Below are 18,658 nucleotides of genomic sequence, written 5' to 3'. Positions count from 1 at the left end.
TGCGTTTGTAATCAGGGCGAAATTTTATCCCCAACCCCCGTTTACTTCCAGTGTGATCGTCATCGCAACGTCATCAGGCGGTCGCACCATGGTCCGGGATCCATTTTTAGCACCCGGGCTGGTGGTGTCATGACCAAAGTTATGGTATAAAGCGCGCCGGAATGGGGAACTCGTGTCCTCATGCCATCACCCTTACTCAACAACACACACACATCGACACATATGCCGGGGTGCCTTAACGGGTCGGTTATATGGGATGTGTGGAGGCCTAACCCCAATACAGAGGTATAAAATGGCTAAAGTTTCTATGCGCGACATGCTGCAAGCCGGCGTTCACTTCGGTCACCAGACTCGTTACTGGAACCCGAAAATGAAGTCCTACATCTTCGGCGCCCGCAGCAAAGTTCACATCATCAACCTGGAAAAAACCGTTCCGATGTTTGACGATGCCATGAACTTCATCAGCTCCGTAGCTGCCAAGAAAGGCAAGGTACTGTTCGTAGGTACCAAGCGTGCCGCGTCTGAAGCCGTCAAAGAAGCCGCTGAGCGTTGCGACCAGTTCTATGTTAACCACCGCTGGCTGGGCGGCATGCTGACCAACTGGAAAACCGTTCGTCAGTCCATCAAGCGCCTGAAAGATCTGGAAACCCAGAGCGAAGACGGTACCTTCGACAAGCTGACCAAAAAAGAGGCGCTGATGCGTACTCGCGAAATGGAAAAGCTGGAGAAGAGCCTGGGTGGTATCAAGAACATGGGCGGCCTGCCTGACGTTCTGTTCGTTGTCGATGCCGACCACGAGCACATCGCTATCAAAGAAGCCAACAACCTGGGTATCCCGGTAGTTTCCATCGTTGATACCAACTCCAACCCGGACGGCGTTGACTATGTCATCCCGGGTAACGACGACGCTATCCGTGCCGTACAGCTGTACCTGAACGCTGCTGCTGACACCGTTCTGGAAGCCCGCGAGCAGGACATCGTTGTTCAAGCCGAACAAGATGGCTTCGTTGAAGCTGAGTAATTGATAAGGACTGAAAAGCCCTTATTAACCAAGCTGATGTAATTGGTTAGCAGGGGCCCTTGTGGCCCCTGTTTCTTGTCAATTCAAGACCGAGGATACTGGACATGGCAAACATTTCTGCCGCCCTGGTAAAAGAACTGCGCGAGCGCACCGCCGCTGGCATGATGGATTGCAAAAAAGCGCTGGAAGAAGCCAACGGTGATATCGAGCTGGCTATCGAGAACATGCGTAAATCCGGTCAGGCCAAGGCCGCCAAGAAAGCTGGCCGTATCGCCGCTGAAGGTGTGATCTTCGCCCGTACCGAAGGCAACGTTGCCGTCATGATCGAGCTGAACTGCGAGACTGACTTCGTTTCCAAGGATGCCGGTTTCCTGGCCATGGGTCAGAAGATCGTCGAGATCGCTGCTACCCAGAAAATCGCTGACGTTGACGCGCTGAAAGCCGCCGATTTCGGCAACGGCGAGTCCGTCGAGCTGACCATCACCAACCTGATCGCCAAGATCGGTGAGAACATGAACCTGCGTCGCGTGATGCTGGTTGAAGGTGACAACCTGGGCACCTACGTTCACGGCTCCCGCATCGGTGTTATCACCAAGCTGGTTGGCGGTACCGACGAGCTGGCCAAAGATCTGGCCATGCACGTTGCTGCCAACAGCCCGCAATTCGTCAAACCGGAAGATGTGTCTGCCGAAGTCGTTGCCAAAGAGCGCGAAATCCAGATCGACATCGCCATCAACTCCGGCAAGCCGAAAGAGATCGCCGAGAAGATGGTTGAAGGCCGCATGAAGAAGTTCACCGGTGAGGTTTCCCTGACTGGTCAACCGTTCGTGAAAGATCCTTCCATGACCGTTGCCGAGCTGCTGAAGAAAGAAGGCGCTGACGTTGTTTCCTTCACCCGTTTCGAAGTGGGCGAAGGCATCGAGAAGCAAGAGACCGACTTCGCTGCTGAAGTAGCAGCCCAGATCGCGGCCGCTCAGAAGGCCTAATCGAACCGGTTTTTCCGTTTCCCCAGACCGCGACTTATGTCGCGGTCTTTATATGACCAGGAATCAGTGACATGAGTACCAATCCCAAGCCTGCATACAGACGTGTTCTTCTGAAGTTGAGTGGTGAAGCCCTGCAAGGATCCGAGGGTTTCGGCATTGATCCGGCGGTGCTGGAACGGATGGCCCAAGAGATCAAAGAGCTGGTTGAGCTGGGTGTTCAGGTCGGTCTGGTCATCGGTGGCGGCAACCTGTTCCGTGGTGCCGGCCTTGCCAAGGCGGGCATGAACCGCGTGGTGGGTGACCACATGGGCATGCTGGCGACCGTCATGAACGGCCTGGCCATGCGTGATGCCCTGCATCGTGCTTATGTGAATGCCCGCCTGATGTCGGCCATCTCCCTGCAAGGGGTCTGCGACTCCTACAGCTGGGCCGAAGCCATCAGCCAGCTGCGCGCCGGCAAGGTGGTGATCTTCTCTGCCGGTACCGGCAACCCCTTCTTTACTACCGACTCGGCAGCCTGCCTGCGCGGTATCGAGATCGAAGCCGACGTCGTGCTGAAAGCCACCAAGGTCGATGGCGTGTTCACCGATGACCCGGTCAAGAACCCGGATGCCGTGCTCTATCAGGAACTGAGTTATGATGAAGTTCTTGAAAAAGAACTCAAAGTGATGGATCTTGCTGCTTTTACCCTGGCCCGCGACCACGATCTGCCGATCCGGGTGTTCAACATGAACAAACCGGGCGCGCTGCGCCGCGTGATCATGGGTGAGCCGGAAGGTACCCTGATCCACCAGGCCAGCAAGTAAGGCAAGTGTGAGCCCCAGGCTCGCTTGTCCATTACGCCAGTCAACAAGATAGATACGAGCCGCCTGTCGGCTCGTTCGCCAAAAGGAAAACCACTGTGATCAACGAGATTAAAAACGACGCCAAGGACCGCATGGGCAAAAGCGTAGAGTCGCTGAAGACCCAGATGTCCAAGATCCGTACCGGCCGTGCTCACCCGAGCCTGCTCGACGGCATCCAGGTGGAGTATTACGGTGCTGCCACTCCTCTGAAGCAGTTGGCCAACGTGGTGGCAGAAGATGCCCGTACTCTCTCCATCTCCATCTTCGATCGCTCCATGATCCAGGCGGTGGAAAAAGCCATCCTGACCTCCGATCTGGGCCTGAACCCGTCCAGCAACGGCCAGACTCTGCGCGTGCCGCTGCCGCCGCTGACCGAAGAGCGTCGCCGTGATCTGACCAAGATCGTCCGTGCCGAAGCCGAAGGTGCCCGGGTTGCCATTCGCAACATCCGTCGCGATGCCAACGCCGATCTGAAAGCCCTGCTGAAAGAGAAAGAGATCTCCGAAGACGACGACCGTCGCGCCCAGGAAGAGATCCAGAAGCTGACCGATACCTTCATCAAGCTGGTGGATGACGCCCTGGTTGTGAAGGAAAAGGAGCTAATGGAAATCTAAGCCTCCGACAGGTATATTACGAGCGCCGTGTAGTGCCCCTGCACGGCGCTTTTGTCTTTGTGGGAGAAATGAATGTCGCTTTTGGCAGCGCTAGGCGATAGCGCCAGCTCGTCCTTGCCCCGTCACGTCGCCATCATCATGGATGGCAATGGTCGCTGGGCCCAGAACCGCGGCAAGATGCGGGTTTCCGGGCACAAGGCGGGCGTGAAATCCGTGCGTGAGGCCGTGGCCTTTGCCGCCCGTGCCAAGATGGAGGCGCTGACCCTGTTTGCGTTTTCCAGCGAGAACTGGCGCCGTCCGGAAGGAGAAGTGAACGCCCTGATGGAGTTGTTCATGACGGTGCTGGGTCGCGAGGTGATCAAGTTGCACAGCAACGGCATTCGCCTTCGGGTGATTGGCGACACAGCCCGCTTCAGCGAGCGGCTGCAGGCCAAGATCGCCAAGGCCGAGGCCTTGACCGCCAACAATCAGGGATTGACCCTCAATATCGCCGCCAACTATGGCGGTCAGTGGGACATCGCCCAGGCGGCCCGGACCCTGGCACGGGCCGTGGCGGCGGGTGAACTGGATGCCGAGGCGGTCGATGAGGCGGCATTGGGTCGTCATGTCTGCATGGCTGATCTGCCCCCCGTGGATCTGTTGATCCGCACCGGCGGGGATCATCGCATCAGCAACTTTGTCCTTTGGCAGCTCGCCTATGCCGAACTCTATTTTACCCCGGTCCTGTGGCCCGATTTTGACGAGGCCGAGTTCAGTGGGGCAGTTGCCTCCTTCGTTGCTCGCGAGCGTCGCTTCGGGTGTACGGGTGAACAGATCCGGGAATTGATCGCCGCGCAACAGACCGGCTAAACCCCGCTCCCAAGAGAGAGGTTTCTTTTGCTAAAACAACGAATTATTACCGCATTACTGTTAGTACCCCTGGTGTTGGGGGCGCTGTTTTTTCTGCCGTTGAAATTCTTTGCCCTGCTCGCCGCCCTGGTCTTTCTGCTGGCCAGCCGTGAGTGGAGTGCCTTCGTCACTGCCCAGCCGCAACAGTGGTTGCCGCTGGTGTTCTGTCTGCTGCTGGGGGCCAGCCTGTTCTGGGTGCCCGTGGAGCAACTCTGGATCCCCCAACTGCATCCGCTGGTGATGGGCGTGCTCTGGACTGCCGTCAGCTGGTGGCTGCTGGGGCTGCTGCTGGTGCTGCGCTACCCGCAAAGCGCCAGGCTGTGGCGTGAATCCATCTGGCTCAAATCCCTGTTCGGTCTGGTGACCCTGGTTCCCTTCTTCTGGTCCCTGGTGGCCATTCGCGGCTACAACTTCTACCACGACCCCATGATGGGGGCCTGGATCCTGCTGTTCGTGATGGGACTGGTCTGGGCGGCAGATTCTGGCGCGTATTTTTTCGGCAAGGCGTTCGGCAAACACAAGCTGGCGCCGGCCGTGAGCCCGGGTAAAACCATCGAAGGCATGCTGGGCGGCCTCTTTACCGCCAGCCTGCTGGCCATCGGCGTGACCTGGTTCATGGGCTTCGTGCCTGCCAAGATGGGCACCGTGCTGCTCTGTTCCCTGCTGGCGGTGCTGGCCTCCGTGCTCGGCGATCTGGCCGAGAGCATGTTCAAGCGGGAAGCCGGCATCAAGGATTCCGGCACCCTGTTGCCGGGCCATGGGGGCATTCTCGATCGCATCGATAGCCTGACGGCGGCGCTGCCCGTCTTCCTGCTCAGCTACCTGTTGCTCGGTCCGGAGTTTTGATGTTTCGCGCACTGATGATCCCGGGAGCGTCCCGCTCCATCAGTCTGTTACCCAATCAGGAGTCTTGATGCAAAACCTGGTGATCCTGGGAGCGTCAGGCTCCATCGGTCAGAGCACCCTCAAGGTACTGCGCCACAACCCCGGGTGCTGGCAGGTGCTGGCGCTGACCGCTGCCCGCAGCGTGGATGCCATGCTGCGCGACTGTCTCGAATTCTCCCCCCGGTTCGCCGTCATGGTGGACGAAGGCGCCGCCAGCGATCTGGCGGGTCGGCTCAAGGCTCACGGCAGCACCACCCGGGTGTTGTCCGGTCAGGCAGCCCTGTGCGACGTGGCTGCTCACCCCGATGCCCACAGCGTGATGGCGGCCATTGTCGGTGCGGCGGGTCTGGCACCCACCATGGCTGCCGTGCGCGCCGGCAAGCGCATTCTGCTGGCCAACAAGGAGGCGCTGGTGATGTCCGGCGCCTTCTTCATGGAGGCGGTGCGCGAGCACGGCGCCGAGCTGCTACCCATCGACAGCGAACACAACGCCATCTTCCAGTGCCTGCCGGTCGACGTGCAGCGCCAGCCCGGTTTCTGCGATCTGGCCGGGGCGGGGATCAGCAAGATCCTACTGACCGGCTCCGGTGGACCTTTCCGCTATGCCGATGTGGGTGAACTGCACCATGTCACCCCGGCGCAAGCCATTGCCCATCCCAACTGGTCCATGGGGGCCAAGATCTCGGTGGACTCCGCCACCATGATGAACAAGGGGCTGGAGTACATCGAGGCGCGCTGGCTGTTCAATGCGGCCCCCGAGCAGATCCAGGTGGTGATCCACCCCCAGTCCGTCATTCACTCCATGGTGCAGTACAAGGATGGCTCCGTGCTGGCCCAGCTCGGCAACCCGGACATGTGCACCCCCATTGCCCACGCTCTGGCCTATCCGGAACGGATCGAGTCCGGTGTGGAACCTTTGGATTTCTTCAGTGTCGGAGAGTTCAGCTTTATCCGGCCCGACTATGAGCGCTATCCCTGTCTGGCGCTGGCCATGAGCGCGTGCCAGCAGGGGCAGGGGGCGACCACCTCCCTCAATGCCGCCAACGAGGAGGCCGTCGCGGCTTTTCTTGCAGAGCGGATCGGATTTATGGATATTGCCAGAGTCAACGAATCCGTCATGGCCGAGCTGGGCAGCAGTGCTGCCGGCTCTCTGACGGATCTCATCGCCCTGGACGGTACGGCCCGAGCCCGTGCCCAGCAACTGATAAAGGAGCTTGCCGTATGAACGGACTGTGGTGGCAGCCAGCCCCTCTCCATGCTCTCGAGCGCAGGACTGGACATGACCGCGAGGTACGAGGCTGATGGGCGGGCTTCTGTGGAATATCGGCGCCTTCATCGTGGCCCTCGGGCTGCTGGTGGCGGTGCATGAATTTGGCCACTTCTGGGTGGCTCGTCGTTGCGGCGTCAAGGTGGAGCGCTTCTCCATCGGCTTTGGCAAGGCCATCTGGCGTCGCCTTGGCAAGGATGGCACCGAATACGTGCTGGCCCTGATCCCCCTTGGCGGTTACGTCAAGATGCTGGATGGCCGGGTCGACGAACTCAAGCCGGGGGAGGAGGCGCAGGCCTTCAACCACAAGAGCGTCTGGGCCCGGATGGCCATCGTCGCGGCCGGCCCCATGGCAAACTTCGTGTTCGCCCTGTTCGCCTTCTGGCTGATGTTCATGATAGGGGTGCCGAGCGTCAAACCCGTGGTGGGCGAGGTGCGTCCCGCCTCCATCGTGGCAGAGGCCGGCATCCTGCCAGGCATGGAGATCGTCGGCGTCGGCGGCGAGGAGACCGGTGACTGGGAGAGCGTCACCTACGCCCTCATCAGCCACCTTGGTGATGACTCGGTCCAGCTCAAGCTCAAGGCGGCCAACACCAGCTATGCAGTGGACAAGACCCTGCAGCTGGCAGGCTGGAAGTTTGACCCCGACAAAGAGTCTCCCATTGGCAGCCTCGGGATAGTGCCCCTCGGTGGCAAGGTGCTGCCCGTGGTGGAGGCCGTGGTGCCATCGAGCGCCAGCGAGAAGGCCGGCCTCCAGATAGGGGATCGCATCAAGGGGGTCGATGGAGAGGCCATCACCGAATGGGCCCAGTTTGTCGAGCGTGTCCAGCAGTCACCGGCGCAGCCGCTGCAGGTGACGGTGGAGCGCGGGGGCAGCGAGATGACCCTGACCCTGACCCCGGACGGGAAGAAAGTGAAGGGCCAGCTGGTCGGTTTTGTGGGCTTGTCGCCGCAACTGGTTCCATTACCGGATGAGTATCGAACTCTGTTACAGTATGGGCCTTTGCAAGCCCTGTGGCATGGGGTCCAGAAGACCTGGAGCCTGATCACCCTGACCTTCGACATGATAGGCAAGCTGATCGGTGGCATCGTCTCTTTGGACAACCTGAGCGGCCCCATCTCCATCGCCAAGGGGGCCGGCAGCAGCGCCGATTACGGGTTGGTCTATTTCCTCGGATTCCTGGCGCTCATCAGCGTCAACCTGGGGATCATCAACCTGTTCCCCCTGCCGGTGCTCGATGGTGGCCATCTGGTCTATTTCCTCATCGAGGCGATCACCGGCAAGCCGGTATCGGAAAAAATTCAGGAAGTTGGGTTCAGGATAGGCGCCGCCATTCTGATGTTACTGATGGGCATTGCGCTGTTTAATGATTTCGCTCGCCTCTGAGGCCAGAGCATCAACAAGGACACATAAGAACAAAATGGCTGTTAAAAAAGCATTGGTGTTGAGTTGCCTGCTGGGGGCCAGCTTCCTGGCTCAGGCTGCCCCGGCCTCTTTTGTGGTGCAAGACATTCAGGTCGAGGGCCTGCAGCGGGTGACCCTGGGTGCCGCCCTGTTGAATCTGCCGGTGCGGGTCGGTGATTCCGTCGACTCCGTGTCCCTGGCGAACGCCATCAAGAAGCTCTATGCCTCCGGCAACTTCGAGGACGTCAAGGTCTATCGCGACGGTCAGGTGCTGCAAGTGGTGGTCAAGGAGCGCCCGACCATCTCCAGCATCGAGTTCTCCGGCAACAAGGACATCAAGGAAGAGCAACTGACCCAGAGCCTGGAATCCTCCGGGATCCGCGTGGGTGATCCGCTGGATCGCACCGTGCTGAGCTCCCTCGAGAAAGGGCTGGAAGATTTCTACTACGGCGTGGGCAAGTACTCCGCCAAGGTCAAGGCCATCGTCACCCCGCTGCCGCGCAACCGGGTCGACCTCAAGTTCACCTTCGTGGAAGGGGAAGCGGCCAAGATCCAGCAGATCAACATCGTCGGCAACAACGTCTTCCCGGAAGAGAAGCTGCTGGCCCAGCTCTCCCTCAAGGACGACGTGCCCTGGTGGAACTTCACCGGCGATCAGCGCTACCAGAAGCAGAAGCTGGCCGGTGACATCGAAGTGCTGCGCTCCTACTACATGGACCGCGGCTACATCCGCTTCACCCAGGAGTCCACCCAGGTCTCCATGACCCCGGACAAGAAGGGGGTCTATGTCACCCTCAACGTCAAGGAAGGGGAGCAGTACAAGGTTTCCGGCATCCAGCTCAAGGGTGACCTCATCGACCGCGGCGGCGAGATGAAGGGCCTCATCCCCATCGAGGCGGGCAGCGTCTACTCCGCCAGCCAGGTAACCCATACCGAAGAGGTGCTCTCCAAGTTCCTCGGCCGTTACGGCTACGCCTATCCGAAAGTGGTCACCTTCCCCCAGATCAACGATCAGACCAAGGAAGTGGAGCTCATCGTCAACGTGGAGCCGGGTCCCCGGGTCTATGTGCGCAACATCAACTTCAGCGGCAACGTCACCACCAAGGACGAAGTGCTGCGTCGCGAGATGCGCCAGATGGAGGGCACCTGGCTCTCCTCCGACAACGTCGAGCAGTCCAAGACCCGTCTCAACCGCCTCGGCTTCTTCGAGACCGCGGAAGTGGACACCAAGCGGGTGCCGGGCAGCGATGACCAGGTCGATCTGGACTTCAAGGTCAAGGAGCAGCCGGCGGGGTCCATCAACGCCGGTATCGGCTACGGCACCGAGTCGGGTCTGAGCCTGCAGGCGGGTCTGCAGCAGGACAACTTCATGGGGACCGGCAAGAAGATCGGCATCAACGCCAGCACCAACGACTACTCCAAGAGCGTCGACCTGAGCTATAACGACCCCTACTTCACCGTGGACGGGGTGAGCCTGGGCGGCCGTCTCTACTACAACAAGTTCAGTGCGGCCGACGCCAACATCGTGGACTACGAGAACACCACCGTCGGTTTCCGTCTCTCCAGCGGCTTCCCGGTCAACGAGAACAACCGTCTCGACTTCAGCCTGGGCTACGAAAACAACAAACTGTCCCAGCCCAACCCCTATGTACAGGTGGACGAGTTCTGGAAGGTCTACAACGGCAATCTGGATGGCGACAACCGCATGGTGTTCAACACCGTGGACGTCACCGCCGGCTGGACCCGCTCCACCCTCAACAAGGGTCAGTTCCCGACCTCCGGTGACCGCCAGCGGGTGAACGCCAAGGTGACGGTGCCCGGCATGGATCTGCAGTACTTCAAGCTCAACGCCGAAGATGCCCACTACTTCCCGTTTGATGCCGATCACAAATGGGTCATGCTGGCCAAGGCCCGTGCCTCCTACGGCGATGGCTACGGCACCAATGGCGATTACGAGCACGTCCTGCCGTTCTTCGAGAACTACTACGCCGGTGGTTTCGATACCCTGCGTGGCTTCAAGAGCAACACCGTGGGTCCGAAGGCGCTCTACTACTACAACCTGGGCGGCAACGACGTCATCCAGGGCACTGACAGCTCGGTCGGGGGCAACGCCCTGGCGGTGGCCTCGCTGGAAATGATCGTGCCGACGCCCTTTGCCTCCGAGACCTATCAGCCCCAGCTGCGGACCAGTTTCTTCATCGACGCCGGTTCCGTGTGGGATACCCACTTCGACTACAGCCAGTATCAGAACCGTTGCTTCAGTGGTTGCAACTATCTGATGGACTACTCCGACCCGAGCAACATCCGGATGTCGACCGGTCTGTCGCTGCAGTGGCTCTCTCCCATGGGCCCGCTGGTGTTCGTGCTGGCAAGACCAATCAAGAAATACGAAGGGGACGACACCGAAGTCTTCTCCTTCAACATCGGCCGTACCTTCTAAGGGAAGCGGACGCCCCCCCGCCATGGCGGGGGGAAGCATGATGGGTCGCGCATTTGCGCGCCTCACCAGGTAACAAGACGATCTCGTGGATCGCTTGCACAATCAGGTAAATCAGGTAGCCCTCGACCGAGGGACCAAGGAGTAAGTGTGAATAAAGCGTTGAAAGTAGCTGGTTTGAGCTTTGCACTGATGGCTGCCGGCATGGGTTCTGCCTTCGCTGAGACCAAGATTGCCGTGGTCGACATGGGCGAAGTCTTCCAAAAGCTGCCCCAGCGTGAAGCCGTTGCCAAGAAGCTGAAGGGTGAGTTCGAGCCGCGCATGCGTGAACTGCAGAAGCTGGAGTCTGACGGTCAGGCACTGGTCGAGAAGTTCAAGAAGGACGAAGCCTTCATGAGCGCCGAGCAGAAGAAGCAGAGCCAGGAGAAGCTGGCCAAGCTGCAGATGGAATTCAACCAGAAGCGTCAGGCGTTTGAACAGGACAACGGTCGCCGTCAGTCCGAAGAGCGCAACAAGATCCTGACCAAGGTGCAGGCTGCCATTGACGCCATCGCCAAGAGCAATGGCTACGATCTGGTGCTGGAGCGCAACGCCGCCCCGTATGCAGCCAGCAAGCTGGACATCTCCGGCCAGGTTATTTCTCAGGTTAGCAAGAGCAACTAATTGATGGCATTCACTCTCGCACAGCTGGCCCAGCAACTGGGGGCCGAGGTCCATGGGGATGGGACCCGGGAAATTCGCAAGGTCGCGACACTGGAAAAAGCCGGGGAGGGGGAGATAGCCTTCCTGTCCAACAAGAAGTACCGGCATTTTCTGGAGCAGAGCAAGGCCACTGCCGTGCTCATCACCGAGGCAGACCTGCCGTTTTGCCCCACCAACGCCCTGGTGCTCAAGGACCCCTACGTGGGCTTTGCACGGGTTGCCCAACTGCTGGACACCACCCCGCAGCCGGCCATGGATATCCATCCGAGCGCCGTCATCGCGGCTGACGTGCAACTGGGCGAGAGAGTGGCCATCGGTGCCAATGCGGTGATCGAATCCGGCGTCGTGCTGGGTGACGATGTGCGCATCGGCCCGGGCTGTTTCGTTGGCAAGGATACCCGACTGGGAGCGCGCTCCCGGTTGTGGGCCAACGTCACCCTCTATCACAACGTGACCCTGGGCACGGACTGTCTGGTACAGGCCGGCACCGTGATCGGGGCAGACGGTTTCGGTTATGCCAACGAGCGCGGCGAGTGGATCAAGATCCCCCAGCTTGGTGGCGTGACCATCGGCAACCGGGTCGAGATCGGTGCCTGCACCACCATCGACCGCGGTGCGCTGGAAGATACCCGCATCGCTGACAACGTCATCATCGACAACCAGTGCCAGATCGCCCACAACGTCGAGATCGGCTACGGCACTGCCGTGGCGGGCTCCACCGTGATGGCCGGTAGTCTCAAGGTCGGCAAATACTGTATCATTGGTGGTGCCTCCGTCTTTAACGGGCACATGGAGATCTGCGACCAGGCCACCGTCACCGGCATGGCCATGGTGATGCGTCCCATCACCGAGCCCGGTATCTACTCTTCCGGCATCCCCCTGCAAACCAATAAAGAGTGGCGCAAGACCGCTGCCCGGGTGATGCGTATCGAAGAGATGCACAAGCGGTTGAGCAAGCTTGAGAAAAAGCTGGATCAAGAATAATCACGATTGGTATAGGGTACTGTTTTGACTACTGAAAAGAAGAGCCTGGGCATCCAGGAAATCATGGATCTGCTGCCCCACCGTTATCCGTTCCTGATGGTTGACAAGGTGGAAAACTACGAGATCAGCGATGAGCGCAAGACCCTGCGCGCCATCAAGAACGTCTCGTTCAACGAGCCGATCTTCCAGGGCCACTTCCCGGCCAAGCCGGTCTTCCCCGGCGTGCTGATCCTGGAAGCCATGGCTCAGGCCACCGGTATCCTGGCCTTCACCATGGTGGGCAAGCCGTCCCCCAACGAGCTCTATTACTTTGCCTCCATCGACAATGCTCGCTTCAAGCGCCCGGTGGGTCCCGGCGATCAGCTGGTGCTGGATGTGGAGTTCCTGAAGGAGCGTCGCGGCATCGCCAAGTTCACCGGTGTCGCCACCGTCGACGGTGAAGTGGTCTGTACTGCCGAACTGATGTGCGCCAAGCGCGAGGTATAACCGTGATCGATCAGACTGCCATCATCCACGACACCGCCATCGTCCATGAGTCTGCCGTCATCGGCAAAGGGGTTGAAATCGGCCCCTTCACCGTCATCGGTGCCGAGGTGGAAATCGGTGACAACACCTGGGTGAGCTCCCACGTGGTGATCAAGGGCCCGACCAAGATCGGTCGCGGCAACAAGATCTTCCAGCACACCTCCATCGGTGAGGATTGCCAGGACAAGAAGTACGCCGGCGAGCGCACCTTCCTCGAGATCGGCGACAACAACGTGTTTCGCGAGAACTGCACCGTGCACCGCGGTACCACCCAGGACCAGAGCCTGACCAAGGTGGGTAGCGGCAACCTGTTCATGGTCAACGTTCACGTGGCCCACGACTGCATCATCGGTGACAACTGCATCTTCGCCAACAACGCCACCCTGGCGGGCCATGTGCACATCGGTGACTTCGTGATCTTCGGCGGTCTGTCTGCCATTCACCAGTTCGGCCGCGTCGGCTCCCACGCCTTCGTCGGCGGCTGCGCTGCCCTGAACAAGGACGTGCCGCCCTACGTGATGGCCGCCGGCAACTACGCCAAGCCGTTCGGGGTCAACTCCGAAGGCCTGCGTCGTCGTGGCTTCAGCGCCGAGGCGATCTCTGCCGTCAAGCGCGCCTACAAGGAGATCTTCCGCTCCGGCAAGACCATTGAAGAGGTGTTGCCCGTGCTGAGCGAGATGGCCCAAAGCGAACCGGCCATCCAGCTCTATGTGGATTTCCTCAAGGACAACGAGCGCGGGATCATCCGTGCCTGATCCCATTCGCATCGGCATCGTCGCCGGAGAGACCTCCGGCGACATCCTGGCCGCAGGGCTGGTGCGCGAACTGCAAGCCCGCTACCCGGATGCGCAGTTCGAAGGGATCGCCGGGCCGCGGATGCAGGCTCTCGGCGTGAAGGCGCTGTTCGAGATGGAGGAGCTCTCCGTCATGGGCATCACCGAGGTGCTGGGCCGTCTGCCCCGCATCCTCCAGGTACGCCGCGAACTGCTGCGCCACTTCATCGCCAATCCCCCCGACATCTTCGTCGGTGTGGATGCACCGGATTTCAATATCGGGGTGGAGCTGAAACTGCGCCGCGCCGGTATCAAGACGGTCCACTATGTCAGCCCCTCCGTCTGGGCCTGGCGTCAGGGCCGCATTCACAAGATCAAGGCCGCCACCGACATGGTGCTCGCCTTCCTGCCGTTCGAGAAAGCCTTCTACGACCGTTTCGATGCCCCCTGTCGTTTCGTCGGCCATACCATGGCGGACGACATTCCGCTGGTCCCGGATCAAGGGGCGGTGCGCGAGGCCCTCGGCATCGATCCCGCCCGTCGCTGGCTGGCGGTACTGCCGGGGAGTCGCACGGCGGAAGTGGGCTTCATGGCGCCGGTCTTCCTCGAGGCGTGCAAGCACCTGACGGTGCACAACCCGGATCTCGGTTTCATCGTGCCTCTGGTCAACCAGAAACGGCGCGAGCAGTTCCTCGCCATCAAGGCCGAGGTGGCCCCGGAGCTCGACATGGTGCTGCTGGACGGCCAGGGCCGCGAGGCCATGATTGCCGCCGACGTGGTGATGCTCGCCTCCGGCACCGCAGCCCTCGAGGCCATGCTGGTGAAAAAGCCCATGGTGGTCGGTTACAAGCTCAAACCCTTCAGCTATTTGCTGGCCCAGTGGCTGGTGAAGACGGATTATGTCTCCCTGCCGAACCTGCTGGCGGACAAGATGCTGGTGCCCGAGCTCATCCAGCACGAGTGCACCCCGGCCAACCTGGTGGAAGAGGTGAGCAAGCTGCTGGACCATGACAACAGCGAGCTCATCACCACCTTCACCCGGTTGCACGAGAAGATCCGCTGCAATGCGGATGTGCAGGCAGCGGAAGCGGTTGCCGCGCTGCTGGAACGCTAGTGGGCTCTGCCTGTGTGTCAGGCGTGATGTTGTGCTGATACTGGCCCTGCGGGGCCGGTTTTGATTCAAGGCTATGAGATGACGATCGATATTCCCGAAGACAAGCTGATTGCCGGGGTGGACGAGGTGGGTCGCGGCCCCCTGGTGGGTGACGTGGTCACCGCCGCGGTGATCCTGGATCCTGCCAATCCCATCCTTGGCCTCGCCGATTCCAAGAAGCTCTCCGAGAAGAAGCGGCTCGCCCTGTTTGGCGAGATCAAAGAGAAGGCGCTGGCCTATGCCATCGGCCGCGCCAGCCCGGCGGAAATCGACGAGCTCAACATCCTGCACGCCACCATGCTGGCGATGCAGCGCGCCGTGGCGGGGCTCAAGGTGACGCCCGAGCTGGTCTTCATCGACGGCAACCGCTGCCCCAGATTGCCGATGGAGGCCCGCGCCGTGGTCAAGGGTGACAGCCTGGTGGCCGCCATCAGCGCCGCCTCCATCCTCGCCAAGGTGACCCGGGACGCCGAGATGACCGAGCTGGACAGCCGCCATCCCGAGTACGGTTTCGCCCGCCACAAGGGCTACCCGACGGCGGAGCACCTCGCCATTCTGGCCGAACGGGGTCCGCTGCCCGAATACCGGCAGAGCTTCAAGCCGGTGCGCCGCGCCCTGGGGATCGAATAACCGATGCCGATCTGTCTGAACGATTTCTGCTTGCGCAATGAGAGGGCGTGACCATGGCTGATCCCCGTTTCATCCACCTGAGGGTGCACTCCGACTTCTCCATGGTCGACGGCCTGCAGAAGATCGGTCCCATCGTCTCCGCTGCCGCCGCCAACAACATGCCGGCCCTGGCCCTGACGGACCAGATGAACATGTGCGGCCTGGTGCGCTTCTACGGCTCTGCCCACGGCAAGGGGATCAAGCCCCTGGTCGGGGCGGATTTCTGGGTGCAGAGCGACGAGCTTGGGGACGAGCAGTTTCGCCTCACCCTGCTCGCCATGGACAACGACGGCTACCAGAACATCACCCTGCTCATCTCCCGCGGCTATCAGCGCGGTCATGTGCAGGGGCGCCCCGTCATCGACAAGGCCTGGCTTGGCGAACATGCCAAGGGGGTGATCGTCCTCTCCGGCGGGCGCGAGGGGGATGTGGGCAAGTTCCTGCTCAAGGGCAACCGCCAGATGGTGGAGCATTGCCTCGCCTTCTACCAGACCCACTTCCCGGATGCCTACTACCTGGAGCTGCTGCGTACCGGCCGCCCTGACGAGGAGGTCTACCTGCACATGGCGGTGGCCATTGCCACCGAGTTCGAACTGCCGGTCGTGGCCACCAACGAGGTGGTGTTCCTCACCGCCGATGACTTCGACGCCCACGAGATCCGGGTCGCCATCCACGACGGCTACACCCTGATGGACAAGCGCCGACCGCGCCGCTACAGCCCCCAGCAGTACCTGCGCAGTCAGGAGGAGATGGCGGAGCTGTTTGCCGACATCCCGGAAGCCCTGGAAAACACGGTGGAGATCGCCAAGCGCTGCAACGTGACGGTGCGCCTCGGTGAATACTTCCTACCCAACTTCCCCACCGGCGACATGACCACCGAGGACTTCCTGGTCATGAAGTCGAAGGAAGGGCTGGAGGAGCGGCTGGCCTTCCTGTTTCCGGATCCGGCGGTGCGGGCCGAGCGTCGTCCCGAGTATGACGAGCGTCTCGACATCGAGCTCAAAGTGATCAACCAGATGGGCTTCCCGGGTTACTTCCTCATCGTGATGGAGTTTATCCAGTGGTCCAAGGACAACGGTATCCCCGTCGGTCCGGGCCGGGGCTCGGGGGCGGGGTCGCTTGTGGCCTATGCCCTCAAGATCACCGATCTCGATCCGCTGGAATTTGACCTGCTGTTCGAACGTTTCCTGAACCCCGAGCGGGTCTCCATGCCCGACTTCGACGTCGACTTCTGCATGGACAGACGCGACGAGGTGATCGATCACGTCTCCGAGATGTACGGTCGGGAGGCGGTATCCCAGATCATCACCTTCGGCAGCATGGCGGCCAAGGCGGTGGTGCGGGACGTCGGGCGGGTGCTGGGCCACGCCTACGGCTTTGTCGATCGCATCTCCAAGCTGATCCCGCCCGACCCCGGCATGACCCTCGCCAAGGCGTTCGAAGCCGAGCCCAAGTTGCCGGAGCTCTACGAGCAGGACGAGGAGGTCAAGGACCTCATCGACATGGCCCGCCGCCTGGAAGGGGTGGTGCGCAACGCCGGCAAGCACGCTGGTGGCGTGGTGATCGCACCTACCAAGATCACCGACTTCGCGCCGCTCTATTGCGACGACGAGGGGCATCACCCGGTCACCCAGTTCGACAAGAACGACGTGGAGTATGCCGGGCTGGTGAAGTTCGACTTCCTGGGGCTGCGCACCCTCACCATCATCGACTGGGCCCTTGGCATGATAAACCCCCGTCTTGCCAAAGAGGGCAAGCCGCCGGTGGACATCGCCGCCATCCCCATCGACGACAAGAAGTCGTTCGCCCTCTTGCAGCGTTTCGAGACCACGGCGGTGTTCCAGCTCGAATCCCGCGGCATGAAGGACCTCATCAAGCGGCTGCAGCCCGACTGCTTCGAAGACATGATCGCGCTGGTGGCCCTGTTCCGTCCGGGCCCGCTCCAGTCGGGCATGGTGGACAACTTCATCGAGCGCAAGCACGGCAAGGAGGCCATCTCCTACCCGGACGAGAAGTGGCAGCACGAGAGCCTCAAACCCATACTCGAGCCCACCTACGGCATCATCCTCTACCAGGAGCAGGTGATGCAGATCGCCCAGACCCTGGCGGGGTATACCCTGGGTGGCGCGGACATGCTGCGCCGGGCCATGGGCAAGAAAAAACCCGAAGAGATGGCCAAGCAGCGGGCGGGCTTCGAGGAGGGGGCGGTCAAGAACGGCGTCGACGGCGAACTGGCGATGAAGATCTTCGATCTGGTGGAGAAGTTTGCGGGCTACGGCTTCAACAAGTCCCACTCCGCTGCCTATGCGCTGGTCTCCTACCAGACCCTCTGGCTCAAGACCCATTTCCCGGCGGAGTTCATGGCGGCGGTGATGACCGCGGACATGGACAACACCGACAAGATAGTGACCCTGGTGGACGAGTGTCAGCGCATGGGGCTGACCGTGATCCCGCCGGACGTCAACACCGGTCGCTACCGCTTCAGCGTCAACGAGGACGGCCACATCGTCTACGGCATCGGCGCGGTGAAGGGAGTAGGGGAAGGGCCCATCGAGGCGATCCTGGAGGCGCGGGATCGGGACGGTCCGTTCCGCGACCTGTTCGACTTCTGCAACCGGGTCGACATCAAGAAGCTCAACAAACGGGTGATGGAGAAGCTCATCCTCTCCGGCGCCATGGACAGGCTCGGCCCCCACCGCGCCGCCCTGATGGCGACCCTGGAGGAGGCGATGCGCGCCGCCGAGCAGCACGCCAAGGCCCAGGCGGTGGGGCAGGTCGACATGTTTGGTGTGCTCACCGAAGAGATCGACGACGTCAAGAAGGCGTTCGCCAACGTGCCGCACTGGCCCGACAAGGTGTGGCTGGAAGGGGAGCGCGAGACCCTCGGGCTCTACCTCACCGGTCACCCCATCAACCAGTACAGCAGCGAGCTGCGGCGCTACACCTCGGGCCGACTGTGCGATCTGCATCCCACCTCCCGGGATACGGTGACCACGGCGGCGGGGTTGGTGATCGCGGCGCGCAGCATGGTGACCAAGCGCGGCAACAAGATGGGGATCTTCACCCTGGACGACAGATCCGGCCGTCTGGATGTGACCCTTTTCAGTGAAGCGCTGGAAAAATACGAAGAATTGATGCAAAAAGACCGTATTTTAGTGGTTTCTGGACAGGTCAGCTTTGATGACTTCTCCGGTGGCCTTAAAATGTCGGCCCGCGAGTTGCTGGATATCAACGATGCGAGGGAGCGTTTTGCCAGGGCAATCCGCATCTCCCTCGATGAACAACGCATTGACGAGCGCTTTTTCCCGCGTTTGTGCGAGATTTTGGAGCCCGCCCGTGCCGGAGTCTGTCCGGTTCAGGTAAACTATCGTCGCCCCGGTTCCCGGGTGCGATTGACGCTCGGTACCGAGTGGCGGGTGACGCCCACCGATCAACTGATAGATGACTTGCGAGTCCTGCTTGGACGAGAGCGGGTTGAATTGGTTTTTGATTAGAGGATCTATT

The 18,658-nt window shown here is 60.8% G+C and carries 16 protein-coding genes; all 16 read left to right on the top strand.

What is annotated here, in order from left to right; translation table 11 throughout:
• The first annotated feature begins 292 nt into the window (after nucleotides 1-292).
• The 16 genes from rpsB (at nucleotide 293) to dnaE (ending at nucleotide 18,648) form a co-directional block, all read left to right on the top strand.
• Nucleotides 293-1,021: a 30S ribosomal protein S2 gene (gene rpsB / locus I6L32_RS01110; protein ID WP_010673403.1), complete on the top strand. Its 729-nt coding sequence runs from the start codon at nucleotides 293-295 to the stop codon at nucleotides 1,019-1,021.
• A 104-nt stretch (nucleotides 1,022-1,125) separates the two neighbouring features.
• Nucleotides 1,126-2,007 (top strand): translation elongation factor Ts, encoded by an 882-nt coding sequence (tsf, locus tag I6L32_RS01105; protein ID WP_010673404.1) that lies wholly within the window; start codon nucleotides 1,126-1,128, stop codon nucleotides 2,005-2,007.
• Nucleotides 2,008-2,078: 71 nt separating this feature from the next.
• Nucleotides 2,079-2,813, top strand: coding sequence for a UMP kinase (pyrH, locus tag I6L32_RS01100; RefSeq protein WP_010673405.1), 735 nt, complete (start codon nucleotides 2,079-2,081; stop codon nucleotides 2,811-2,813).
• A 95-nt stretch (nucleotides 2,814-2,908) separates the two neighbouring features.
• A complete protein-coding gene (gene frr / locus I6L32_RS01095) occupies nucleotides 2,909-3,466 on the top strand; it encodes a ribosome recycling factor (protein WP_010673406.1) in 558 nt (185 codons plus the stop codon).
• A 72-nt stretch (nucleotides 3,467-3,538) separates the two neighbouring features.
• Nucleotides 3,539-4,315 carry a polyprenyl diphosphate synthase gene (gene uppS / locus I6L32_RS01090; protein ID WP_216944531.1) on the top strand — a complete coding sequence of 259 codons (777 nt, stop codon included), beginning with the start codon at nucleotides 3,539-3,541 and terminating at the stop codon, nucleotides 4,313-4,315.
• Between the two features lie 27 nt (nucleotides 4,316-4,342).
• Complete coding sequence (locus I6L32_RS01085; RefSeq protein ID WP_039039428.1) at nucleotides 4,343-5,200, top strand: phosphatidate cytidylyltransferase; 858 nt, start codon at nucleotides 4,343-4,345, stop codon at nucleotides 5,198-5,200.
• Between the two features lie 67 nt (nucleotides 5,201-5,267).
• Nucleotides 5,268-6,464 carry a 1-deoxy-D-xylulose-5-phosphate reductoisomerase gene (gene ispC, locus I6L32_RS01080; protein ID WP_216944530.1) on the top strand — a complete coding sequence of 399 codons (1,197 nt, stop codon included), beginning with the start codon at nucleotides 5,268-5,270 and terminating at the stop codon, nucleotides 6,462-6,464.
• Nucleotides 6,465-6,540: 76 nt separating this feature from the next.
• Entirely contained in the window at nucleotides 6,541-7,893 is a 1,353-nt protein-coding gene (rseP, locus tag I6L32_RS01075; protein WP_039039430.1) for a sigma E protease regulator RseP, read from the top strand.
• A 34-nt stretch (nucleotides 7,894-7,927) separates the two neighbouring features.
• Nucleotides 7,928-10,351, top strand: a complete 2,424-nt coding sequence (gene bamA, locus I6L32_RS01070; RefSeq protein WP_139736830.1) for an outer membrane protein assembly factor BamA — start codon at nucleotides 7,928-7,930, stop codon at nucleotides 10,349-10,351.
• 147 nt (nucleotides 10,352-10,498) lie between these two features.
• Entirely contained in the window at nucleotides 10,499-11,011 is a 513-nt protein-coding gene (locus tag I6L32_RS01065) for an OmpH family outer membrane protein (protein ID WP_029313943.1), read from the top strand.
• A gap of 3 nt (nucleotides 11,012-11,014) precedes the next feature.
• Complete coding sequence (lpxD, locus tag I6L32_RS01060; protein WP_039039449.1) at nucleotides 11,015-12,034, top strand: UDP-3-O-(3-hydroxymyristoyl)glucosamine N-acyltransferase; 1,020 nt, start codon at nucleotides 11,015-11,017, stop codon at nucleotides 12,032-12,034.
• Nucleotides 12,035-12,097: 63 nt separating this feature from the next.
• Nucleotides 12,098-12,520, top strand: coding sequence for a 3-hydroxyacyl-ACP dehydratase FabZ (fabZ, locus tag I6L32_RS01055; RefSeq protein ID WP_223302594.1), 423 nt, complete (start codon nucleotides 12,098-12,100; stop codon nucleotides 12,518-12,520).
• A 2-nt stretch (nucleotides 12,521-12,522) separates the two neighbouring features.
• On the top strand, nucleotides 12,523-13,314 hold the full coding sequence (gene lpxA, locus I6L32_RS01050; protein WP_010673415.1) for an acyl-ACP--UDP-N-acetylglucosamine O-acyltransferase: 792 nt from the start codon (nucleotides 12,523-12,525) through the stop codon (nucleotides 13,312-13,314).
• Nucleotides 13,307-14,446, top strand: a complete 1,140-nt coding sequence (gene lpxB, locus I6L32_RS01045; protein ID WP_010673416.1) for a lipid-A-disaccharide synthase — start codon at nucleotides 13,307-13,309, stop codon at nucleotides 14,444-14,446. Before lpxA ends, lpxB begins: the two co-directional genes overlap by 8 nt.
• Before the next feature lie 78 nt (nucleotides 14,447-14,524).
• Entirely contained in the window at nucleotides 14,525-15,115 is a 591-nt protein-coding gene (rnhB, locus tag I6L32_RS01040) for a ribonuclease HII (protein WP_039039433.1), read from the top strand.
• A gap of 53 nt (nucleotides 15,116-15,168) precedes the next feature.
• Nucleotides 15,169-18,648 (top strand): DNA polymerase III subunit alpha, encoded by a 3,480-nt coding sequence (gene dnaE / locus I6L32_RS01035; protein WP_041211337.1) that lies wholly within the window; start codon nucleotides 15,169-15,171, stop codon nucleotides 18,646-18,648.
• Nucleotides 18,649-18,658 lie beyond the last annotated feature (10 nt).

This window comes from Aeromonas sp. FDAARGOS 1402, assembly GCF_019046925.1.
Lineage (GTDB): Bacteria > Pseudomonadota > Gammaproteobacteria > Enterobacterales > Aeromonadaceae > Aeromonas > Aeromonas caviae.
Note: the sequence above shows the minus strand (reverse complement) of the source record. Positions and strands in the feature narration are given on the sequence as shown.

Excerpts from the sequence above, each read along its gene's own strand:
- rpsB (WP_010673403.1), top strand. The coding sequence starts at position 293 with ATGGCTAAAGTTTCTATGCGCGACATGCTGCAAGCCGGCGTTCACTTC.
- rseP (WP_039039430.1), top strand. The coding sequence starts at position 6,541 with ATGGGCGGGCTTCTGTGGAATATCGGCGCCTTCATCGTGGCCCTCGGG.
- fabZ (WP_223302594.1), top strand. The coding sequence starts at position 12,098 with ATGGATCTGCTGCCCCACCGTTATCCGTTCCTGATGGTTGACAAGGTG.
- ispC (WP_216944530.1), top strand. The coding sequence starts at position 5,268 with ATGCAAAACCTGGTGATCCTGGGAGCGTCAGGCTCCATCGGTCAGAGC.
- tsf (WP_010673404.1), top strand. The coding sequence starts at position 1,126 with ATGGCAAACATTTCTGCCGCCCTGGTAAAAGAACTGCGCGAGCGCACC.
- bamA (WP_139736830.1), top strand. The coding sequence starts at position 7,928 with ATGGCTGTTAAAAAAGCATTGGTGTTGAGTTGCCTGCTGGGGGCCAGC.
- lpxD (WP_039039449.1), top strand. The coding sequence starts at position 11,015 with ATGGCATTCACTCTCGCACAGCTGGCCCAGCAACTGGGGGCCGAGGTC.
- pyrH (WP_010673405.1), top strand. The coding sequence starts at position 2,079 with ATGAGTACCAATCCCAAGCCTGCATACAGACGTGTTCTTCTGAAGTTG.
- rnhB (WP_039039433.1), top strand. The coding sequence starts at position 14,525 with ATGACGATCGATATTCCCGAAGACAAGCTGATTGCCGGGGTGGACGAG.
- uppS (WP_216944531.1), top strand. The coding sequence starts at position 3,539 with ATGTCGCTTTTGGCAGCGCTAGGCGATAGCGCCAGCTCGTCCTTGCCC.
- dnaE (WP_041211337.1), top strand. The coding sequence starts at position 15,169 with ATGGCTGATCCCCGTTTCATCCACCTGAGGGTGCACTCCGACTTCTCC.